Source organism: Micromonospora sp. SL1-18, from assembly GCF_047921505.1.
Classification (GTDB): Bacteria; Actinomycetota; Actinomycetes; order Mycobacteriales; family Micromonosporaceae; genus Micromonospora.
Window position 1 is genome coordinate 57,831 of record NZ_JBLROA010000021.1, and the last position, 16,123, is coordinate 73,953.

Sequence of the window (16,123 nt, forward strand, 5' to 3'; positions counted from 1 at the left end):
ACGGGGTCAGCTACGCAGGTAGGAGGCGCCGTTGAGGTCGACGATGGTGCCGGAGGCCCATTCGGCCTCGGGGCTGGCCAGCCAGTGCGCCGCGGCGGCGATCTCCTCGGGCCGCGCCACCCGGTTGAACGGGGACTGGGCGCGGATCGCGTCGCCACGCGTCGCCTTGAGGTGCTCGTTGGTCATGTCGGTCTCGACGAAGCCGGGGGCGACGCTCGCCACCGCGATGCCGTAGGGGGCGAGGGCCACCGCGAGGGACTGCGCCATCGCGTTGAGTCCCGCCTTGCTTGCCCCGTACGCCGGGTTGGCCGGCTCACCCCGGAACGCGCCCCGGGAGGAGACGTTGATGATCCGCCCGCCCCGCTCGCGCATGTGTTGCGCCGCGCACCAGGCGGCGTTCGCGGCGCCGAACAGGTTCGTGTCCAGCACCTCCCGCCACCGCTGCCGCCACTGCTCGTAGGAGCTCTCGAAGACCGGGTGCGGCGGGTCGGCCGGCCCGAAGACGCCGGCGTTGTTGACCAGGACGTCGAGACCCCCGAGCCGTTCCGCCGCCGCGTCGACCATCTCGCGTACCGCGTCCGGGTCGGCCAGGTCGGCGCGCACCACCACGTGCCCGTCGCCGGGCAGCTCCTCGCGCAGCCGTTCGGCCAGCTCAGCCGAGTCCCGGTGGTGGATCGCCACCCGGTCCCCACCCGCCGCGAACGCCTGGGCCACCGCGCGGCCGATGCCGCGTGAGGCCCCCGTCACCAGTACCGCCCGTCCCGTCATGGCGGCCATCCTGCCCCAGCCGACCGAGCTGTTAACAACGGGCCCTTCCTTGCGGAAGCGTTAACAGGGGGCACTTCCTTACACTGCCCGAATGGGAACCGACTGCCTGTTCTGCCGGATCGTCGCCGGGGAGATCCCGGCCACCATCGTGCGGGAGACCGCCACCACCCTCGCCTTCCGGGACATCGACCCCAAGGCACCCACCCACGTGCTGGTGATCCCCAAGGAGCACTACGCGGACGTGGCCACCCTCGCCCAGGGTGACCCGGGGCTGGCCGGTGAGGTGCTCGCCACGGCCACCACGGTGGCCGAGGAGGAGGGGCTGCTCGCCGACGGCTTCCGGCTGATGTTCAACACCGGGGCGTACGCCGGCCAGGAGGTCTTCCACGTGCACGCGCACGTGTTCGGCGGCGCGCCGCTCGGCCCGATGCTCTGCCGCTGACGCCGTTCTTAGACTGCACGCATGATCACGGTGCATGACCGGCTCGGCCGGATGGTACGGCAGGCGCAGGCCCAGGGCCGGATTCCGGCGGTCTCGGTCGCCATGCACCGGGCCGATCGGCCGCTCTGGACCTGCGCGGTCGGCGGGACCGGCAACGACAACCCGCTCGGCCCGGACACGGTGTTCCGGATCGGCTCGGTCACCAAGACCTTCACCTCGGTGCTGGTGATGCAGTGCCGGGACGACGGGCTGCTCGACCTGGACGACCCGATCGGACGGCACCTCGACCTGCCGGCGCACGGCGAGCTGACCGTACGCCGGCTGCTGTCGCACACCGCAGGACTGCAGCGCGAGCCGCACGGCGACGTCTGGGACACGCTGCGGGCGCCCGGCGTGGCCGAGTTGATCGCCGACCTCGCCCGGGTGGAGCGGGTGCTGCCGACCGGCCGGCGCTTCCACTACTCCAACCTCGGCATGGCGCTGCTCGGCGAGCTGGTCGCCCGGCTGCGCGGCGGCACCTGGGCGGAGGTGCTGGCCGACCGGGTGCTCGCCCCGCTCGGGCTGACCGCCACCGGCCTCAGCGCCGGTGAGCGGGCGGCGACCGGGTTCCTGGTCGACGCGTACTCCGACGAGGCGCGGCCGGAACCGCCGACCGACTTCGGTGCGGTGGCCCCGGCCGCGCAGCTGTGGAGCACCGCGCCGGACATGGCCCGCTGGGCGGCCTTCCTGGCCGACCCGGCCGCGCTGGACCCGGCCGGCGCGGTGCTCGCCGCGGCCACCCTCGACGAGATGCGCTGGCCGCTCACCACCACCGACGAGATGTTGTGGGCGGCGGGATTCGGGTTGGGCCTGATCCTGGTGCCACAGCCGGGACGGGTGATGCACGTGGGGCACGACGGGGCCATGCCCGGTTTTTTGGCCGCCGTCTACGGCCGGCGGGGCGGGGACGGCACGGCCGGCGCGATGGGCTGCGCGGTGCTCGGCTCCTCCGGCACCGGCGTGGCGGTGTTCGACCTGCCCCACCGGTTGCTGGCCGCCGCCGCCGAGCACGACCCGGCGGACATCGAGCCCTGGCGTCCCGGCCCGCCCGCCCCGGAGCACCTGCGCGGGATGCTGGGCCGCTGGTGGGGCGAGGGCTTCGAGTACGTCTTCTCCTGGCACGACGGGACGCTGCGGGCCCGCGGCGCCGATGACCCGGCCAGCAAGCCGCCCGCGGTGTTCGCGCCGCTGCCGGACCGGCCGGACGTGTTCCGTACCGTCGCCGGCCGCGAGGTGGGTGAGCTGCTCCGGCTGACCCGCGACGAGCGCGGCGCGGTGGTCCGGATGCACTGGGCCACCTACCGCTTCACCCGGCACCAGGAGAGCTTCGAGGGGTACGACTTCCGCACCGGGAGCTGACCTCGGACCGGCGGCTGAGCGGCTGGTCCGCCGGGGCTGCGCCCGGCGGAAATGGGCGGGGTGCGCCCGGTGTTGACCCGATACGATGGGTGGAACCGCACGCCGCGCCAGCAGGGCCCGGCACCGAGATCGGAAGCAGGTGGCGCAGGGCCCGACGGCCCGACCTATGACCGGCACCCCACCTCCCGGCCCGCCCCGGGTGCAGACCAGGATCACGGTCCCCGACCAGAAGATCATGGTGAACCTGCTCGGCGCGGGCGACGAGATCCTGCGACTCGTCGAACGCTCGGTCAACAGTGACATCCACGTGCGTGGCAACGAGATCACCATCACGGGCGCGCCCGCGGACAACGCCCTCGCCGAGCGCCTCTTCAGCGAGCTGCTCGAACTCATCGAGAAAGGCGAGACCCTGACCACTGACGCCGTCCGGCGTACCGTCGGCATGCTCGAGCAGGGCAGCACCGAGCGGCCCGCTGAGGTCCTGACGCTCAACATCCTCTCCCGGCGCGGCCGCACCATCCGTCCCAAGACGCTCGGGCAGAAGCGCTACGTCGACGCGATCGACGCGCACACCATCGTCTTCGGCATCGGCCCCGCCGGCACCGGCAAGACCTACCTGGCCATGGCGAAGGCCGTCCAGGCGCTCCAGGCCAAGCAGGTCAACCGGATCATCCTGACCCGGCCGGCGGTCGAGGCGGGGGAGCGGCTGGGCTTCCTGCCCGGCACCCTGAACGAGAAGATCGACCCGTACCTGCGCCCGCTGTACGACGCGCTGCACGACATGCTCGACCCGGAGTCCATCCCGAAGCTGATGGCGGCCGGCACGATCGAGGTGGCGCCGCTGGCGTACATGAGGGGCCGTACGTTAAATGACGCGTTCATCATTCTGGACGAGGCGCAGAACACCACGCCCGAGCAGATGAAGATGTTCCTCACCCGGCTCGGCTTCGGTTCCAAGATCGTGGTCACCGGTGACGTCACTCAGGTGGATCTGCCCGGCGGGACGACCAGCGGCCTGCGGGTGGTCCGGGAGATCCTGAGCAACGTCGAGGACGTGCACTTCGCCCAGCTCTCCAGCTCCGACGTGGTCCGCCACAAGCTGGTGGGCGAGATCGTCGACGCGTATGCCCGCTGGGACGCCGAGCGGGAGAACCAGCAGGCGCAGAGCGTGCACGCCGTGCCCGGGCGGACCGCCCAGGGCGGCCGGGCCGGCCGGCGTCGCTAATTCATCAGAGGAAGACAGTTGTCCATCGAGATCGCCAACGAGTCCGGTGCCGAGGTCGACACCGACGCCGTGCTCGCCGTCGCCCGCTACGCCCTCGACGAGATGGGGGTCAACCCGCTCGCCGAGCTTTCCGTCCTGCTGGTCGACATCGACTACATGTCCGAGCTGAACCACCGCTGGATGGGCGGCGACGGCCCGACCGACGTGCTCGCCTTCCCCATGGACGAGGGCAGCGTCGACCACGGTCCGGGGGAGAGCGCCCCGGCCGGCGGCGAGCCGGCGCTGCTCGGCGACATCGTGCTCTGCCCCGAGGTGGCGGCCAAGCAGGCGGCCACCTCGGGGCACTCGGCCGCCGACGAGCTGCACCTGCTCACCGTGCACGGGGTGCTGCACCTGCTCGGCTACGACCACGCCGAGCCGGAGGAGGAGCGGGAGATGTTCGGTCTCCAGGCCCGACTGCTGGCCAGCTGGCGGTCGACCCGGTCGAGATGATGACCACCCTGGCGGCCGGCAGCGACCCTGCCAATCTGCCCGACCTCCAGCTCATCGCCCTCGCGGCGGGGCTGGTGGTGCTCGCCGGCCTGATCGCGATGACCGAGGCGGCGCTGGCCGCCGTCTCCCCGGCCCGGGCCGCCGAGCTGGCCCGGGACGGGGCGCGCGGCGCGCGTACCCTCCAGGCGGTCGCCGGTGACGTGGTCCGTCACCTCAACCTGCTGCTCCTGCTCCGGCTGCTGGCCGAGCTGACCGCCACCACGCTGGTCGCGCTGGTGGCGGTGGACACCTTCGGAGCCGGCTGGCGGGCCGCCCTGGTCACCGCCGGGGCGATGACCGTGGTCAGCTTCGTCGTGGTCGGTGTCGCGCCGCGTACCCTCGGCCGGCAGCACGCGTACGCGGTGGGCCGCGCGGTGGCCCCGCTGGTGCGCTGGCTGGGCCGGGCGCTCAACCCGCTCGCCTCGCTGCTGATCCTGATCGGCAACGCGGTCACCCCGGGGCGCGGCTTCCGGGAGGGGCCGTTCGCCAGCCAGGTGGAGCTGCGCGAGCTGGTCGACCTGGCCGAGCAGCGCGGCGTCGTCGAGCACGGCGAACGCCAGATGATCCACTCGGTTTTCGCCCTCGGCGACACCATCGCCCGCGAGGTCATGGTGCCGCGTACCGAGATGGTGTGGATCGAGGAGCGCAAGACGCTCGCCCAGGCGCTGGCGCTCTTCCTGCGCTCCGGCTTCTCCCGGATCCCGGTGATCGGCGAGAGCGTGGACGACGTGCTCGGCGTGCTCTACCTCAAGGATCTGATCAGGCGCACCCAGGGCGGGGACCCGAGTACATCCCAGGTCCCGGTTTCGGAGCTGATGCGCCCGGCGACCTTCGTGCCCGAGTCCAAGCCGGTCGACGACCTGCTGTCCGAGATGCAGGCGGCCCGCAACCACCTCGTCATCGTCGTGGACGAGTACGGCGGCACCGGTGGCCTGGTCACCATCGAGGACATTCTGGAGGAGATCGTCGGTGAGATCACCGACGAGTACGATGTCGAACGCCCGCCGGTCGAGCACCTGGCGGACGGGGCCGTGCGGGTGACCGCCCGGCTGCCGGTGGAGGACCTGGGCGAGTTGTTCGACACCGAGCTGCCCACCGACGAGGTGGAGACCGTCGGTGGCCTGCTCGCGCAGGCGCTCGGCCGGGTGCCGATCCCGGGTGCCGAGGCCGAGGTGGCCGGGCTCCGGCTGATCGCCGAGGGCACCACCGGCCGGCGCAACCGGATCGACGCCCTGCTGGTGAGCCGGGCCGCGCCGAGCGACGCATCCGACAGCGCGGGGCGCGGCGAGCACGCCGAGTCGCGCGGCAACCAGAACCGTTCCGAGGAGAGGCAGCCAGCCGATGCCTGAGTCACCCGCCGTGCCGGCAGCCCGGCCCACCCCGTCCGACCCCGCCGCGCTGAGCGCCGAGGACGGCAAGCTGGTCGTCCTGGCCCGGAGCGCGCGCGGCCGGATCGGCGCCGTGGAGGGCGCGGCGGTCCGCGACCAGGACGGTCGGACGTACGCGGCGGCCAGCGTCGCGCTGCCGTCGCTGACGCTGACCGCGCTCCAGCTCGCGGTCGCCTCGGCGGTCGCCGCCGGGGCCAGCCGGCTGGAGGCCGCCGTGGTGGTGACCGAGGCCTCGACGCTGGACGGCGCCGGGCACGCCGCGGTCCGGGACCTCTCCGCCGACGCGCCGATCCACGTGGCCGCGCCGGACGGCACCGTCCTCGGCACGGTGGTCGAGTGAACGAGCGCAGCGAGCGAACCATCAGGCTCAGCAGCGTGGCGCCTCGCGCCGCTGCCGAGCGGAGCGAGGCGGCGGCGTGAGTGATCTCGAAGCGCCTCCGTATCGGGCCGGTTTCGCCTGCTTCGTCGGGCGGCCCAACGCCGGCAAGTCGACGCTGACCAACGCGATCATCGGCACCAAGATCGCGATCACCTCGAACAAGCCGCAGACCACGCGGCACGTCATCCGGGCCGTGCTGCACCGGCCGGACTCGCAGCTCGTCCTGGTCGACACCCCGGGCCTGCACCGCCCCCGTACGCTGCTCGGCGAGCGGCTGAACGACCTGGTCCGGGAGACCTGGAGCGAGGTCGACGTGATCGGCCTCTGCATCCCGGCGAACGAGCCGATCGGCCGGGGTGACCGGTTCATCACCGGCGAGCTCGCCAGCCTGAAGGCGACCGTGCTGGCGGTGGTCACCAAGACCGACCTGGTGGACAAGAAGCGGCTGGCCGAGCAACTGCTCGCGGTGAGCGAGCTGGCCGACTTCGCCGACGTGGTGCCGGTGAGCGCGGTCTCCGGGCACCAGGTGGACACCCTGGTCGACGTGATGACCGGCTACCTGCCGGAGTCGCCGCAGCTCTACCCGGACGACATGCTCACCGACGACCCGGAGCAGGTGCTGGTCGCCGAGCTGATCCGTGAGGCGGCGCTCGAAGGCGTCCGGGACGAGCTGCCTCATTCCATCGCCGTGGTGGTGGAGGAGATGATCCCGGAGGGCCAGCTCACCAGGGTCTACGCCGACGTGTACGTGGAGCGACCGAGCCAGAAGGGGATCATGATCGGTCACCGGGGCAGCCGGCTCAAGGAGGTCGGCACCACCGCGCGCCGGCAGATTGAGGAGCTGCTCGGCACCCGGATCTATCTCGACCTGCACGTTCGGGTCGCCAAGGATTGGCAGCGCGACCCGAAGCAGCTGCGCAAACTGGGCTTCTGACCAGGCACCGCCGGCCGCCGGTCCCGCATATCGGGACCGGCGGCCGCGTTTCGGACTGATCCGGAACGGTCGGCATTATGGGATCTTTCACTTCTGACCCGGTCTGCTCGCCGTTTCACCCGGTGGGGTCGGAGGGTAGAGAAAGCATGTGATCCCTTGCCCCCGGACATAGCTGCAGGCTGATGCGAAACCGATACCTGGACCTGCTCCGTTTTCTGGCCATCGTGCGAGTCGTCGTCTACCACGTCGTCGGATCGGCGGCCCTGACGCTGATCTTCCCGGCGATGTCGGTGATGTTCGCGCTCGCCGGCTCGCTGATGGCCGCCTCGCTCGACCGGACTGGCGCGCCGGCCGTGCTGCGCCGGCTGCGTCGCCTGCTGCCGTCGGTGTGGGTGCTCGCCGCGATCTTCGTGCCGGCCATGCTGCTCACCGGGCTGCCGCTCACCCCGAAGGTGCTGCTGTGGCTCTTCCCGGTCAGCGACCCACCGGCCAACCACTGGGGTGCGCTGGCCCTGAGCCCCATCTGGTACCTCCGGGACTACCTGTGGTTCGTGCTGGCCTCGCCGCTCGTGCTGTGGCTGTTCCGCCGGGCGCCGCTGCCCACCCTCCTCGCCCCGTACGCGCTGCTCCTGCTGATCGAGGTGGGCGTCTACCCGGACGCGCCGACCGTGCTGCGCGAGTTCGGTCTCTACTTCGGCGCCTGGCTGCTCGGGTTCGCCCACCACGACGGCATGCTCCGCCGGCTCCGCAACCGGGTGCTGGTGCCCACCGCGCTCGCCCTCGGCGCCGCCGGTCTGGGCTGGATCTTCACCCACGCCGGCACGCGCGGCTACGACCTGAACGACATCCACGTGGGCAACGCCCTCTGGTCGGCCGCGTTCATCCTGGTGGCGATCGGCCGGGCCCCGGCCGAGGCGGCCTGGGTCGACCGCATCCCGGTGCTGAGCCGGGCGGTCACCGTGCTCAACCGGCGCGCGCTGACCGTCTACCTGTGGCACATGTCGTTCGTGGTGGTGCTCACCCCGCTGGTCGGTCTGGTCGGCTGGGCCCCGCGCGACCCGATCGGCCTGGCGATCCGGGTGGTGCTGGTGTTCGCGCTGGTCGGCGTGGTCACCCTGCTGGTCGGCTGGGTCGAGGACGTGGCGGCCCGGCGTACGCCGGAGCTGCTCCCCGGCCGGACCCGGCGGGTCCTGGCCGAGCGGGCGGCGGCCGCCCCGGCCAGCCCCGCGCCCGCCGGCGCGGAGACCGAGCTGGTCGGCGCGCGGGCGGATCGCCCCGCCGGATCCGGCAAGGTGCCGGCTCCGCGCGGCGCGGCCGAGCGGGCGGACACCGAGGCCACTGCCGGCTGATCCGTCGGCGCCGGCGTCCCCTCGCCGGAAGATCCGGCCTCGGCCCCGGCTGCTCCGGGCGGTCCAAGGGGGCGGCGACCACCCACAACCCTGCGGGACGTCGCCGGCGTGCCCCGGACATCAGCGTTGGCTGATCTCGACGTCGCCGCTGCCGGTGCTGACGTCCAGCAGCAGGGTGGCGCTCGGGTCGTTGGCCACCCCCACGGTGGCCTCGCCCGAGCCGGTGTTGGTCCGCACCCGGTACCGGCCGTCCGGCACGGCCAGCCGCACGTTGCCGCTGCCGGCGCGCACCCGGGCCGAGGCCGGCTGGTCCAGCTCGACGGTCACGTCTCCCGAGGAGGTTTTCGCGTCCACCCCGGCGGCCAGCCGCCGCGCCTCGACCCGGCCGGAGGAAGCGCGCAGCCGGACCGCGCCGGTCGCGTCGACCACCGCGATGTTCCCGGAGCTGGTCTCGGCGCGGACGTCGCCGCGCGCTCCGGTCACGCTGACGTCGCCCGAGCTCAGCTTGACGTCCACCGCGCCGACCTGGCTCAGCACGATGTCCCCGGAGCCGGTCTCGCCGCGTACCGTCACGCCCTCGGGGACGGTAACCTCCCAGGAGATGCCGCAGCGGTTGCCGCAGCCGGTGTCCAGCACCAGCTCGTCGCCGTTGATCCGGTACCGGGTGTCGGGTTGCCCGCCCTGGTAGCGGACCACCCGCTTGATCCGTACGTCGGCGGATCCGGATCCGCGCACCGTCACGTCGCCCGAGCCGGGCCGTACGGTGATCCGGGTGATCCGCACCGCCTCGGTGTTGTCATAGTCCAGCTCGCGGAACGACAGGGTGTCACACCCGGACAGCAGGATCAGGGTGGCCGCGGCCGCGGCGGCGGTTCGGTGCTGAGCCATGGCCAGCACGGTACGGCCGGCCTTCGGGCCGCACATCCGGGTTCGACCGCCGATCGACCCCGAACCGACCCTGAGATCGCACCCCGAGGGAGAATGACCGGGTGGCCGGGTACCGCCGACAGCTCTACCGCGACGACGCGGTGGTGCTGCGCGTGCAGAAGCTGGGCGAGTCCGACCGGATCATCACCCTGCTCACCCGCCGGCACGGCCGGCTGCGCGCGGTGGCCCGGGGCGTCCGGCGCACCACCAGCCGGTTCGGCGCCCGGCTGGAGCCGTTCGGGCACGTCGACCTCCAACTCGCCGGCGACCCCAAGGGCAACCTGGGCAGCTCGCTGCACACCGTCAGCCAGGTCGAGGGGATCGACCTCTACGGCAAGCGGTTCCTCGGCGACTACCCCCGCTACACGGCGGCCAGCGCGATCGCCGAGACCGCCGAGCGGCTCACCCCGGTCGAGCGGGAGCCGTCGCTGCGGTTGTTCCAGCTCACCCTCGGGGCGCTGAAGTCCCTGGCCCGGGGCGAGCACGCCACCACCCTGGTGCTCGACGCCTACCTGCTGCGCGGGATGGCGCTGGCCGGCTGGGCGCCCGCGCTCACCGCCTGCGCGGTCTGCGGCACACCCGGGAAGCACCGGGCGTTCTCCGTACCGGCGGGGGGCACGGTCTGCCCGGACTGTCGGCCGCCCGGCGCCGCCCACCCCGCCCCGGCCTCCGTCGACCTGATGTCCGCGCTGACCACCGGCGACTGGGCGTACGCGGACGCCACCGAGACCGGCGTACGCCGGGAGTGCAGCGGCCTGGTCGCGGCGCACCTCCAGTGGCACCTGGAGCGCGCGCTACGCTCGCTGCCGCTGGTCGACCGGGGTGCCTCGGCGTCCGGCACGGTCCCGCCGCCTGGCGGCGCGGGGCCGGGTGTGGTCCCGCCGCGCGCCGGCGCCGGGCCCGCCGCCGCTGGCGTGAACAGGGAGAATGCGTAAGTGATCCGATCGACGAGGGCCGCCCGGCGGGAGCCGGTGCCACCGACTCCGCACCCGTCCGGCGCCCGTCCGCCGCTCCTGCCGGCCGAGGTGCTGCCGAAGCACATCGCCGTGGTGATGGACGGCAACGGCCGCTGGGCCAAGGAGCGCGGGCTGCCCCGGACCAAGGGCCACGAGCAGGGCGAGTACAGCCTCTTCGACACCATCGAGGGCGCGATCGAGCTCGGCATCCCCTACCTGTCGGCGTACGCCTTCTCCACCGAGAACTGGCGGCGCTCGCCGGAGGAGGTCCGCTTCCTGATGGGCTTCAACCGGGACGTCATCCGCCGACGCCGGGACCAGCTCGTCGACCTGGGCGTCCGGGTGGTCTGGTCCGGCCGGGTCGGGCGACTCTGGAAGAGCGTGATCTCCGAGCTGCAGACCGCCGAGGAGATGTCCCGGGGCAACTCGACGCTGACGCTGCAGTTCTGCGTCAACTACGGCGGCCAGGCGGAGATCGCCGACGCCGCCGCCGCGATCGCCCGCGACGTGGCCGCCGGCCGGCTCGATCCGGGCAGGGTCAACGAGAAGACCATCGGGAAGTACCTCTACCACCCGGAGGTCCCCGAGGTGGACCTCTTCCTGCGCCCCTCCGGCGAGCAGCGCACCTCCAACTTCCTGCTCTGGCAGAGCGCGTACGCCGAGCTGGTCTTCCTCGACACGCTCTGGCCGGACTTCGACCGCCGCCACCTCTGGTACGCCTGCGAGCTCTACGCCCAGCGGGACCGTCGCTTCGGCGGCGCGCTGCCCAACCCGGTGGCCCCGACGACGTAGCGGTCACGCGTTTCCGGCGGGCGGCGCGGCCGCAGCGCATACCATCGGCGCGAGGGCGCGCCGCCCGGGTCGCGCCCGGCCACGGGGGTGGGCATGCGGGATCTCCGGTACGAGATGACGGCCGCGCTGGCCGGCGCGGACCTGGTCGACGCCGCGCAACGCGAACGGGTGGCGGACGTCTGCGCCGGCGTCGCCGAGCGGTTCTGCGCCGAGCTCGGGCACACACCCGCCGTCCGCTCCGGTGAGATCGCCGAGCTGGCCCAGGGTGAACCGGCCACCGGCTGGGCGCCCACGCCACCGGACGCCACCGAACGGGCCTGGTGAGCGTCAGGCCACCACTTCGGTGCGGTCTGCCGCCCAGCGGGTGTGGAACGAACCCTCCCGGTCGACCCGCCGGTAGGTGTGCGCCCCGAAGTCGTCCCGCAGGCCCTGGATCAGCGCGGCCGGCAGCCGCTCCGCGCGCAGCCCGTCGAAGTAGGCCAGCGACGAGGCGAAGGCCGGCGCCGGCACGCCCGCCCGGGCCGCGTCGGCCACCACCCGCCGCCAGGAGGGGACCCCGGCACCAACCCGGTCGGCGAACCACGGGGCCATCAGCAGCGTCGGCAGGTCCGGCTCGGTGTCGTACGCCTGGCGGATCCGGTCCAGGAACCGGGCCCGGATGATGCAGCCACCCCGCCAGATGGTGGCCGTGCCGCCCAGGTCGATGCCCCAGTCATACGCCCGGCTGCCGGCCCGGATGTGGTCGAAGCCCTGCGCGTACGCGACAATCTTGCTGGCCAGCAAGGCGCGCCGGACGTCCTCGACGAAGGTCTCCCGGTCGTCCACCTGCCACTTCTCGCCCGCGTCGGCGAAGGCGCGGCGGGCGGCGGCGCGCTGGTCGGCGTGGCCGGACAGCGACCGGGCGAAGGTGGCCTCGGCGATACCGGTGATCGGGATGCCCAGGTCCAGCGCGCTCTGCACGGTCCACCGGCCGGTGCCCTTCTGCTCGGCCTGGTCGAGCACCACGTCGACGAAGGGCCGGCCGGTGGCCGCGTCGGTGTGTGCCAGCACGTCAGCGGTGATCTCGATGAGGAACGACTCCAACTCCCCGCCGTTCCACTCCCGGAAGATCTCCGCGACCTCCGCCGGGCTCGCCGACAGGCCCGCCCGCAGCAGGTCGTACGCCTCCGCGATGAGCTGCATGTCGGCGTACTCGATGCCGTTGTGGACCATCTTGACGAAGTGGCCGGCGCCGTCCGGTCCGATGTGCCGGCAGCACGGGACGCCCTCCACCTGCGCGGCGATCTTCTCGAAGATCGGGCCGAGCTTGCGGTAGGACTCGTCCGAGCCGCCGGGCATGATGCTCGGGCCGTGCAGCGCGCCCTCCTCGCCGCCGGAGACGCCGGTGCCGACGAAGTGCAGCCCGTGCCCGCGCAGCGCCTCCTCCCGCCGGCGGGTGTCGGTGAAGTGGGCGTTGCCGCAGTCGACGACGATGTCTCCCGCCTCCAGCAGCGGCACCAGCTCGTCGATCACCGCGTCGGTGGGGCCGCCCGCCTTCACCATCACGATCACCGCGCGGGGGCGCTCCAGCGTGGCGACGAAGTCGGCCATGGACTCCGACGGCGCGAAGGTGCCCTCGCCGCCGTGCTCGGCGATCAGACTGCGGGTGCGTTCGGGCGAGCGGTTGTGCACCGCCACGGTGAAGCCGTTGCGGGCCAGGTTCCGGGCCAGGTTGCGGCCCATCACCCCCAGGCCGGTCACGCCGATCTGTGCCGTCGCCCGCGCTGCTGCCATGCGTACCGCCACCTTCCGTCGGCTGCCCGTGCTGCGACCGTATCGCGGCCGGTCGGGGCGCGGGCGGGGACGCCGACGCCCGGTCGCGGAGGGGTCACTCCTGGTTGGGTGGCATCGTGGCGGTCGGTCCCGCGCCCTCGGCCAGTCGGGCCTCGACGCGGGCGACCTTCCCGGTCATCGCGTCGGTGACCCCGGGACGCACGTCGGCCTTGAGTACCAGGCTGACCCGGGGTGCCTGGGCGGCGACGGTGTCGACGGCCCGCTTCACCACCGCCATCACCTCGTCCCACTCGCCCTCGACGGTGGTGAACATGGCGTCGGTCCGGTTGGGCAGGCCGGACTCGCGGACCACCCGGACGGCGTCGGCGACCGGGTCGCCCACGGACTCACCCACGCCGAGCGGGGTGATCGAGAATGCGATGAGCATGCCGCCGATCGTGCCAGCAATTCGGGTGCGCCGGCGCGGCTCGCCGGTTAGCCTGCTGGCATGCGTAACTGACGCCCTTCCACCGAGCCCGGTCCGCCGCTGTGTGCGGCGCGACCCGTCCCGCTCCGGGCGTCCGCATACCTCCTCGCCGCCATCGCTCGCGGTGTCTGTCGTGGTCGGACCCGCCGGAGCCCGCCCGCTTGCCGCGCCGTGCCCGGCGCGCTCGACAGTCAGGAGGCCCGCGTATGCCCGCCAAGCGCAGTCCGAAGAAGTCCCGTAAGCCGTCGCCGTCACTGGTGGACGTGACCCCGACGGATCTCGACACGCTCGCCGTGGCGCCGGTCGTCAAGCCGGTGGCCGTACCGGTGGCGTCCGGGGCGACACCGCCGAAGGCCGGTCCGCCGTCGACCGGTCGCGATGCCCGCCTCGCCGGGCGCGGCCAGCGCGCCGGCCAGACCCGGTTCTACGCCTTCCGGCGCAGCTGACCGGCGGTTGATCGACTCGGGTTGCGGCGATCCGGGGGATCCCACCGCGAGGATGCCCCAACCTGCCGCAACCCGAGTCGCGGCTGGCAGCGCGGGTCAGCCGATCAGGGGGCGGAAGGTGCCGAGCACGATGCTGACCGCCAGCGCCGCGCCGGCCAGGACCGCCGCACCGGCCACCAGCAGGCCGTCCGCCCTGGTGAAATGCTGCCGGCGGGCGAGCGTACGCGGCGTGCCGGCGTCGAAGCCGCGGGCGTCCATGGCGACCGCCAGCCGGGTACCCCGCCGGATCGCCCCGACCAGCAGGGCGAACGCCGTCGACACGAAGAGCCGTAGCTTGCGAACCGGGTTCCGGCCGGCGTCCACGCCCCGGGCCCGTCGAGCCATGCTGATCATCCGCCACTCCTGCTCGAGCAACGGCACCAGCCGGAACGCGGCCAGCGCGCCGATGGCGAACCGAGCCGGTGCCTTGGCGTTCTGGATCAGCGCGTCGGCCAGGTCGGTGGCGTCGGTGGTGGCGAAGACGACGATCCCGGGCAGCGCCACCGCGAGCATGCGCAGCACCAGCCCCAGCGCGGTGACCAGCACCCCCTCGGTGACCAGGACCGGGCCGGCCTCGACCAGCACCCGCCCGGAGCGGTCGGCGGCGAACAGCACCAGGGTGACCAGGATGCCGCCGGCGCTGGCCAGCAACGGCCAGGCCCGCCGGGACAGCACCCGGTAGCGGACGCCGAACAGCGGCAGCACCGCCAGTTCGATCGCGATGGCGATCGCCGGGGCCACCGGATCCAGGGTGGCGATCAGCATGAACGAGAAGACCAGCGCGGCGGCCAGCTTCGCCACGGGATTGCGCCGGGCCAGCGGCGCCCCGGGCACGGCCACCGGTTCCACCCCGATCACGGCCGCTCCCCGGTGACGGGCCGCGCCAGGGTCACCGTGCGGTCGGCCAGCGCGGCGACGAAGTCCGGGTCGTGGGTGACTGCCACCACTCCATGCCCGGCATCGCGCAGGTCGGCGAGGAGGTCGACCAGCTCCAGCCAGGTCCGCCGGTCCTGGCCGAAGGTGGGTTCGTCGCAGATCAGCAGGCGCGGCGCGGTGGCCAGGGCGGTCGCCACGCTCAGCCGCCGTGCCTCCCCGCCCGAGAGGGTGTACGGGTTGGCGCCGGCCAGCCGGGCCAGCCGGAGCCGCTCCAGCAGCGCGTCCACGGTGGGCCGTACCGCCGCCTCGGGCTGGCCGGTCCGGCGTGGACCGAGCGCCAACTCGTCGAAGACGGTGCTGGTGACGAACTGGTGCTCCGGGTCCTGGAAGACCGAGCCGATCCGCCGGGCCAGGGCCGGGGCCCGCCAGCGGTGCGGGGGAGTGCCGGTGTCCCGCCCGGCCAGCTCGGCGGTGGCGGTGACCGTACCGGTGCCGGGGCGGAGCAGGCCGCCGAGGAGCAGGGCCAGGGTGGACTTGCCGGCCCCGTTCGGGCCGAGGACGGCGAGCGCCTCGCCGGCGCGTACCCGAAGGTCGGTGGGGGCCAGCCGGGGCGGCAGGCCGAGCCGGTCGGCGGTGATCAGCGGCGCCCCGGCCGGGCCGGCCGCGGGCCGGCGCGACATCGGATGACCCGGCACCCACACCCCCTCGGCGGCGAGCGCGTCGCCGTGCGCGGCGAAGACCGCCTCGGGTGGCCCGTCGGCTCGCACCCCGCCACCGGCCTCCACTACGACCACCCGGTCGACCAGTGGCAACGCCTCGGCGATCCGATGCTCGACCAGGATCAGCGTGGTGTCGGCGTCGAGGGCGTCCCGGACGGCCTGCCGGATCAGCGCGGCGCCGACCGGGTCGAGATTGGCGGTCGGCTCGTCGAGCAGCAGCAGCCCGGGCCGCAGGGCGAGCGCCCCGGCCAGGGCGAGTCGCTGCTGCTCGCCGCCGGAGAGCGCCGCGGTGGCCCGGTCCCGGTGGTACGGGAAGCCGACTCGGCGCAGCGCCTCGTCCACCCGGGGCCAGATCTCCTCGGCGGGTACGCCCCGGTTCTCCAGCCCGAACGCGACGTCGTCGCCGCAGCGGGCCATCACCAACTGGGTCTCCGGGTCCTGGAAGACGACGCCGACCCGTTCCCGGGCCTTGCGCGGGTCGAGCCCGTCGACCTCGATGGTGCCTTCCTGCTCACCGGAGTCCTCGGGCAGCAGCCCGGCGAGCGCCGCGAGCAGGGTGCTCTTCCCCGCTCCGGACGCCCCCAGCAGCAGCACCCGCTCCCCGGCCTCGACGCGCAGGTCCACCCCGCGCACCGCCCACCGCTTCCGCCCCGCATGCCGCCACCCAAACCCCCGCAACACCACCGCACTCACCGCTCCACCCCCTCTCGTCCGG

The 16,123-nt window shown here is 73.5% G+C and carries 18 protein-coding genes; 12 read left to right on the plus strand and 6 right to left on the minus strand.

Translation table 11 applies throughout. The annotated features are described in order from the left end of the window. Positions 1-6: 6 nt before the first annotated feature. A complete protein-coding gene (locus ACNAW0_RS13040) occupies positions 7-768 on the minus strand; it encodes an SDR family NAD(P)-dependent oxidoreductase (RefSeq protein ID WP_416288077.1) in 762 nt (253 codons plus the stop codon). 91 nt (positions 769-859) lie between these two features. Here ACNAW0_RS13040 and ACNAW0_RS13045 point away from each other — a divergent pair, with 91 nt between their 5' ends. The 8 genes from ACNAW0_RS13045 to ACNAW0_RS13080 all read left to right on the plus strand — a co-directional run bounded on the left by ACNAW0_RS13045 (position 860) and on the right by ACNAW0_RS13080 (position 8,414). Further along, entirely contained in the window at positions 860-1,210 is a 351-nt protein-coding gene (locus ACNAW0_RS13045) for a histidine triad nucleotide-binding protein (RefSeq protein WP_416288078.1), read from the plus strand. A gap of 21 nt (positions 1,211-1,231) precedes the next feature. Further along, positions 1,232-2,608 carry a serine hydrolase domain-containing protein gene (locus ACNAW0_RS13050; protein WP_416288079.1) on the plus strand — a complete coding sequence of 459 codons (1,377 nt, stop codon included), beginning with the start codon at positions 1,232-1,234 and terminating at the stop codon, positions 2,606-2,608. Between the two features lie 166 nt (positions 2,609-2,774). Further along, positions 2,775-3,833, plus strand: a complete 1,059-nt coding sequence (locus tag ACNAW0_RS13055; protein ID WP_416288080.1) for a PhoH family protein — start codon at positions 2,775-2,777, stop codon at positions 3,831-3,833. Positions 3,834-3,851: 18 nt separating this feature from the next. Further along, positions 3,852-4,325: an rRNA maturation RNase YbeY gene (gene ybeY, locus ACNAW0_RS13060; protein ID WP_416288081.1), complete on the plus strand. Its 474-nt coding sequence runs from the start codon at positions 3,852-3,854 to the stop codon at positions 4,323-4,325. Beyond that, complete coding sequence (locus ACNAW0_RS13065; RefSeq protein WP_416288117.1) at positions 4,301-5,713, plus strand: hemolysin family protein; 1,413 nt, start codon at positions 4,301-4,303, stop codon at positions 5,711-5,713. The genes ybeY and ACNAW0_RS13065 overlap by 25 nt, the downstream gene beginning before the upstream one ends. Then, positions 5,706-6,092 carry a cytidine deaminase gene (locus tag ACNAW0_RS13070; protein WP_416288082.1) on the plus strand — a complete coding sequence of 129 codons (387 nt, stop codon included), beginning with the start codon at positions 5,706-5,708 and terminating at the stop codon, positions 6,090-6,092. The genes ACNAW0_RS13065 and ACNAW0_RS13070 overlap by 8 nt, the downstream gene beginning before the upstream one ends. Before the next feature lie 76 nt (positions 6,093-6,168). Beyond that, positions 6,169-7,065: a GTPase Era gene (gene era, locus ACNAW0_RS13075; protein ID WP_416288083.1), complete on the plus strand. Its 897-nt coding sequence runs from the start codon at positions 6,169-6,171 to the stop codon at positions 7,063-7,065. A gap of 182 nt (positions 7,066-7,247) precedes the next feature. After that, on the plus strand, positions 7,248-8,414 hold the full coding sequence (locus ACNAW0_RS13080; protein WP_416288084.1) for an acyltransferase family protein: 1,167 nt from the start codon (positions 7,248-7,250) through the stop codon (positions 8,412-8,414). Between the two features lie 120 nt (positions 8,415-8,534). On the opposite strand, the gene ACNAW0_RS13085 is transcribed toward ACNAW0_RS13080, so the two are convergent. Beyond that, positions 8,535-9,302 carry a DUF4097 family beta strand repeat-containing protein gene (locus ACNAW0_RS13085; RefSeq protein ID WP_416288085.1) on the minus strand — a complete coding sequence of 256 codons (768 nt, stop codon included), beginning with the start codon at positions 9,300-9,302 and terminating at the stop codon, positions 8,535-8,537. Positions 9,303-9,403: 101 nt separating this feature from the next. Between ACNAW0_RS13085 and recO the strand changes: the two genes are divergently transcribed. The 3 genes from recO to ACNAW0_RS13100 all read left to right on the plus strand — a co-directional run bounded on the left by recO (position 9,404) and on the right by ACNAW0_RS13100 (position 11,413). Then, complete coding sequence (gene recO, locus ACNAW0_RS13090; protein WP_416288086.1) at positions 9,404-10,276, plus strand: DNA repair protein RecO; 873 nt, start codon at positions 9,404-9,406, stop codon at positions 10,274-10,276. Between the two features lie 36 nt (positions 10,277-10,312). Beyond that, a complete protein-coding gene (locus ACNAW0_RS13095; RefSeq protein WP_416288118.1) occupies positions 10,313-11,089 on the plus strand; it encodes an isoprenyl transferase in 777 nt (258 codons plus the stop codon). Between the two features lie 93 nt (positions 11,090-11,182). Next, complete coding sequence (locus ACNAW0_RS13100) at positions 11,183-11,413, plus strand: thioredoxin reductase (RefSeq protein ID WP_416288087.1); 231 nt, start codon at positions 11,183-11,185, stop codon at positions 11,411-11,413. 3 nt (positions 11,414-11,416) lie between these two features. Here the strand turns inward: ACNAW0_RS13100 and gndA are convergent, their stop codons facing one another. Both gndA and ACNAW0_RS13110 read right to left on the minus strand, forming a co-directional pair. Continuing rightward, the gene (gene gndA / locus ACNAW0_RS13105; protein ID WP_416288088.1) at positions 11,417-12,862 is read right to left on the minus strand and encodes an NADP-dependent phosphogluconate dehydrogenase; all 1,446 of its coding nucleotides are present in this window, start codon (positions 12,860-12,862) and stop codon (positions 11,417-11,419) included. 94 nt (positions 12,863-12,956) lie between these two features. Continuing rightward, positions 12,957-13,289: an MTH1187 family thiamine-binding protein gene (locus ACNAW0_RS13110; RefSeq protein ID WP_416288089.1), complete on the minus strand. Its 333-nt coding sequence runs from the start codon at positions 13,287-13,289 to the stop codon at positions 12,957-12,959. 245 nt (positions 13,290-13,534) lie between these two features. On the opposite strand from ACNAW0_RS13110, the gene ACNAW0_RS13115 reads away from it, so the two are divergent. Then, positions 13,535-13,774, plus strand: a complete 240-nt coding sequence (locus ACNAW0_RS13115) for a hypothetical protein (RefSeq protein WP_416288090.1) — start codon at positions 13,535-13,537, stop codon at positions 13,772-13,774. A gap of 96 nt (positions 13,775-13,870) precedes the next feature. Here ACNAW0_RS13115 and ACNAW0_RS13120 read toward each other — a convergent pair whose 3' ends face one another. Both ACNAW0_RS13120 and ACNAW0_RS13125 read right to left on the minus strand, forming a co-directional pair. After that, positions 13,871-14,671, minus strand: coding sequence for an energy-coupling factor transporter transmembrane component T family protein (locus ACNAW0_RS13120; protein ID WP_416288091.1), 801 nt, complete (start codon positions 14,669-14,671; stop codon positions 13,871-13,873). After that, the gene (locus tag ACNAW0_RS13125) at positions 14,668-16,101 is read right to left on the minus strand and encodes an ABC transporter ATP-binding protein (protein ID WP_416288092.1); all 1,434 of its coding nucleotides are present in this window, start codon (positions 16,099-16,101) and stop codon (positions 14,668-14,670) included. Before ACNAW0_RS13125 ends, ACNAW0_RS13120 begins: the two co-directional genes overlap by 4 nt. Positions 16,102-16,123: the final 22 nt, after the last annotated feature.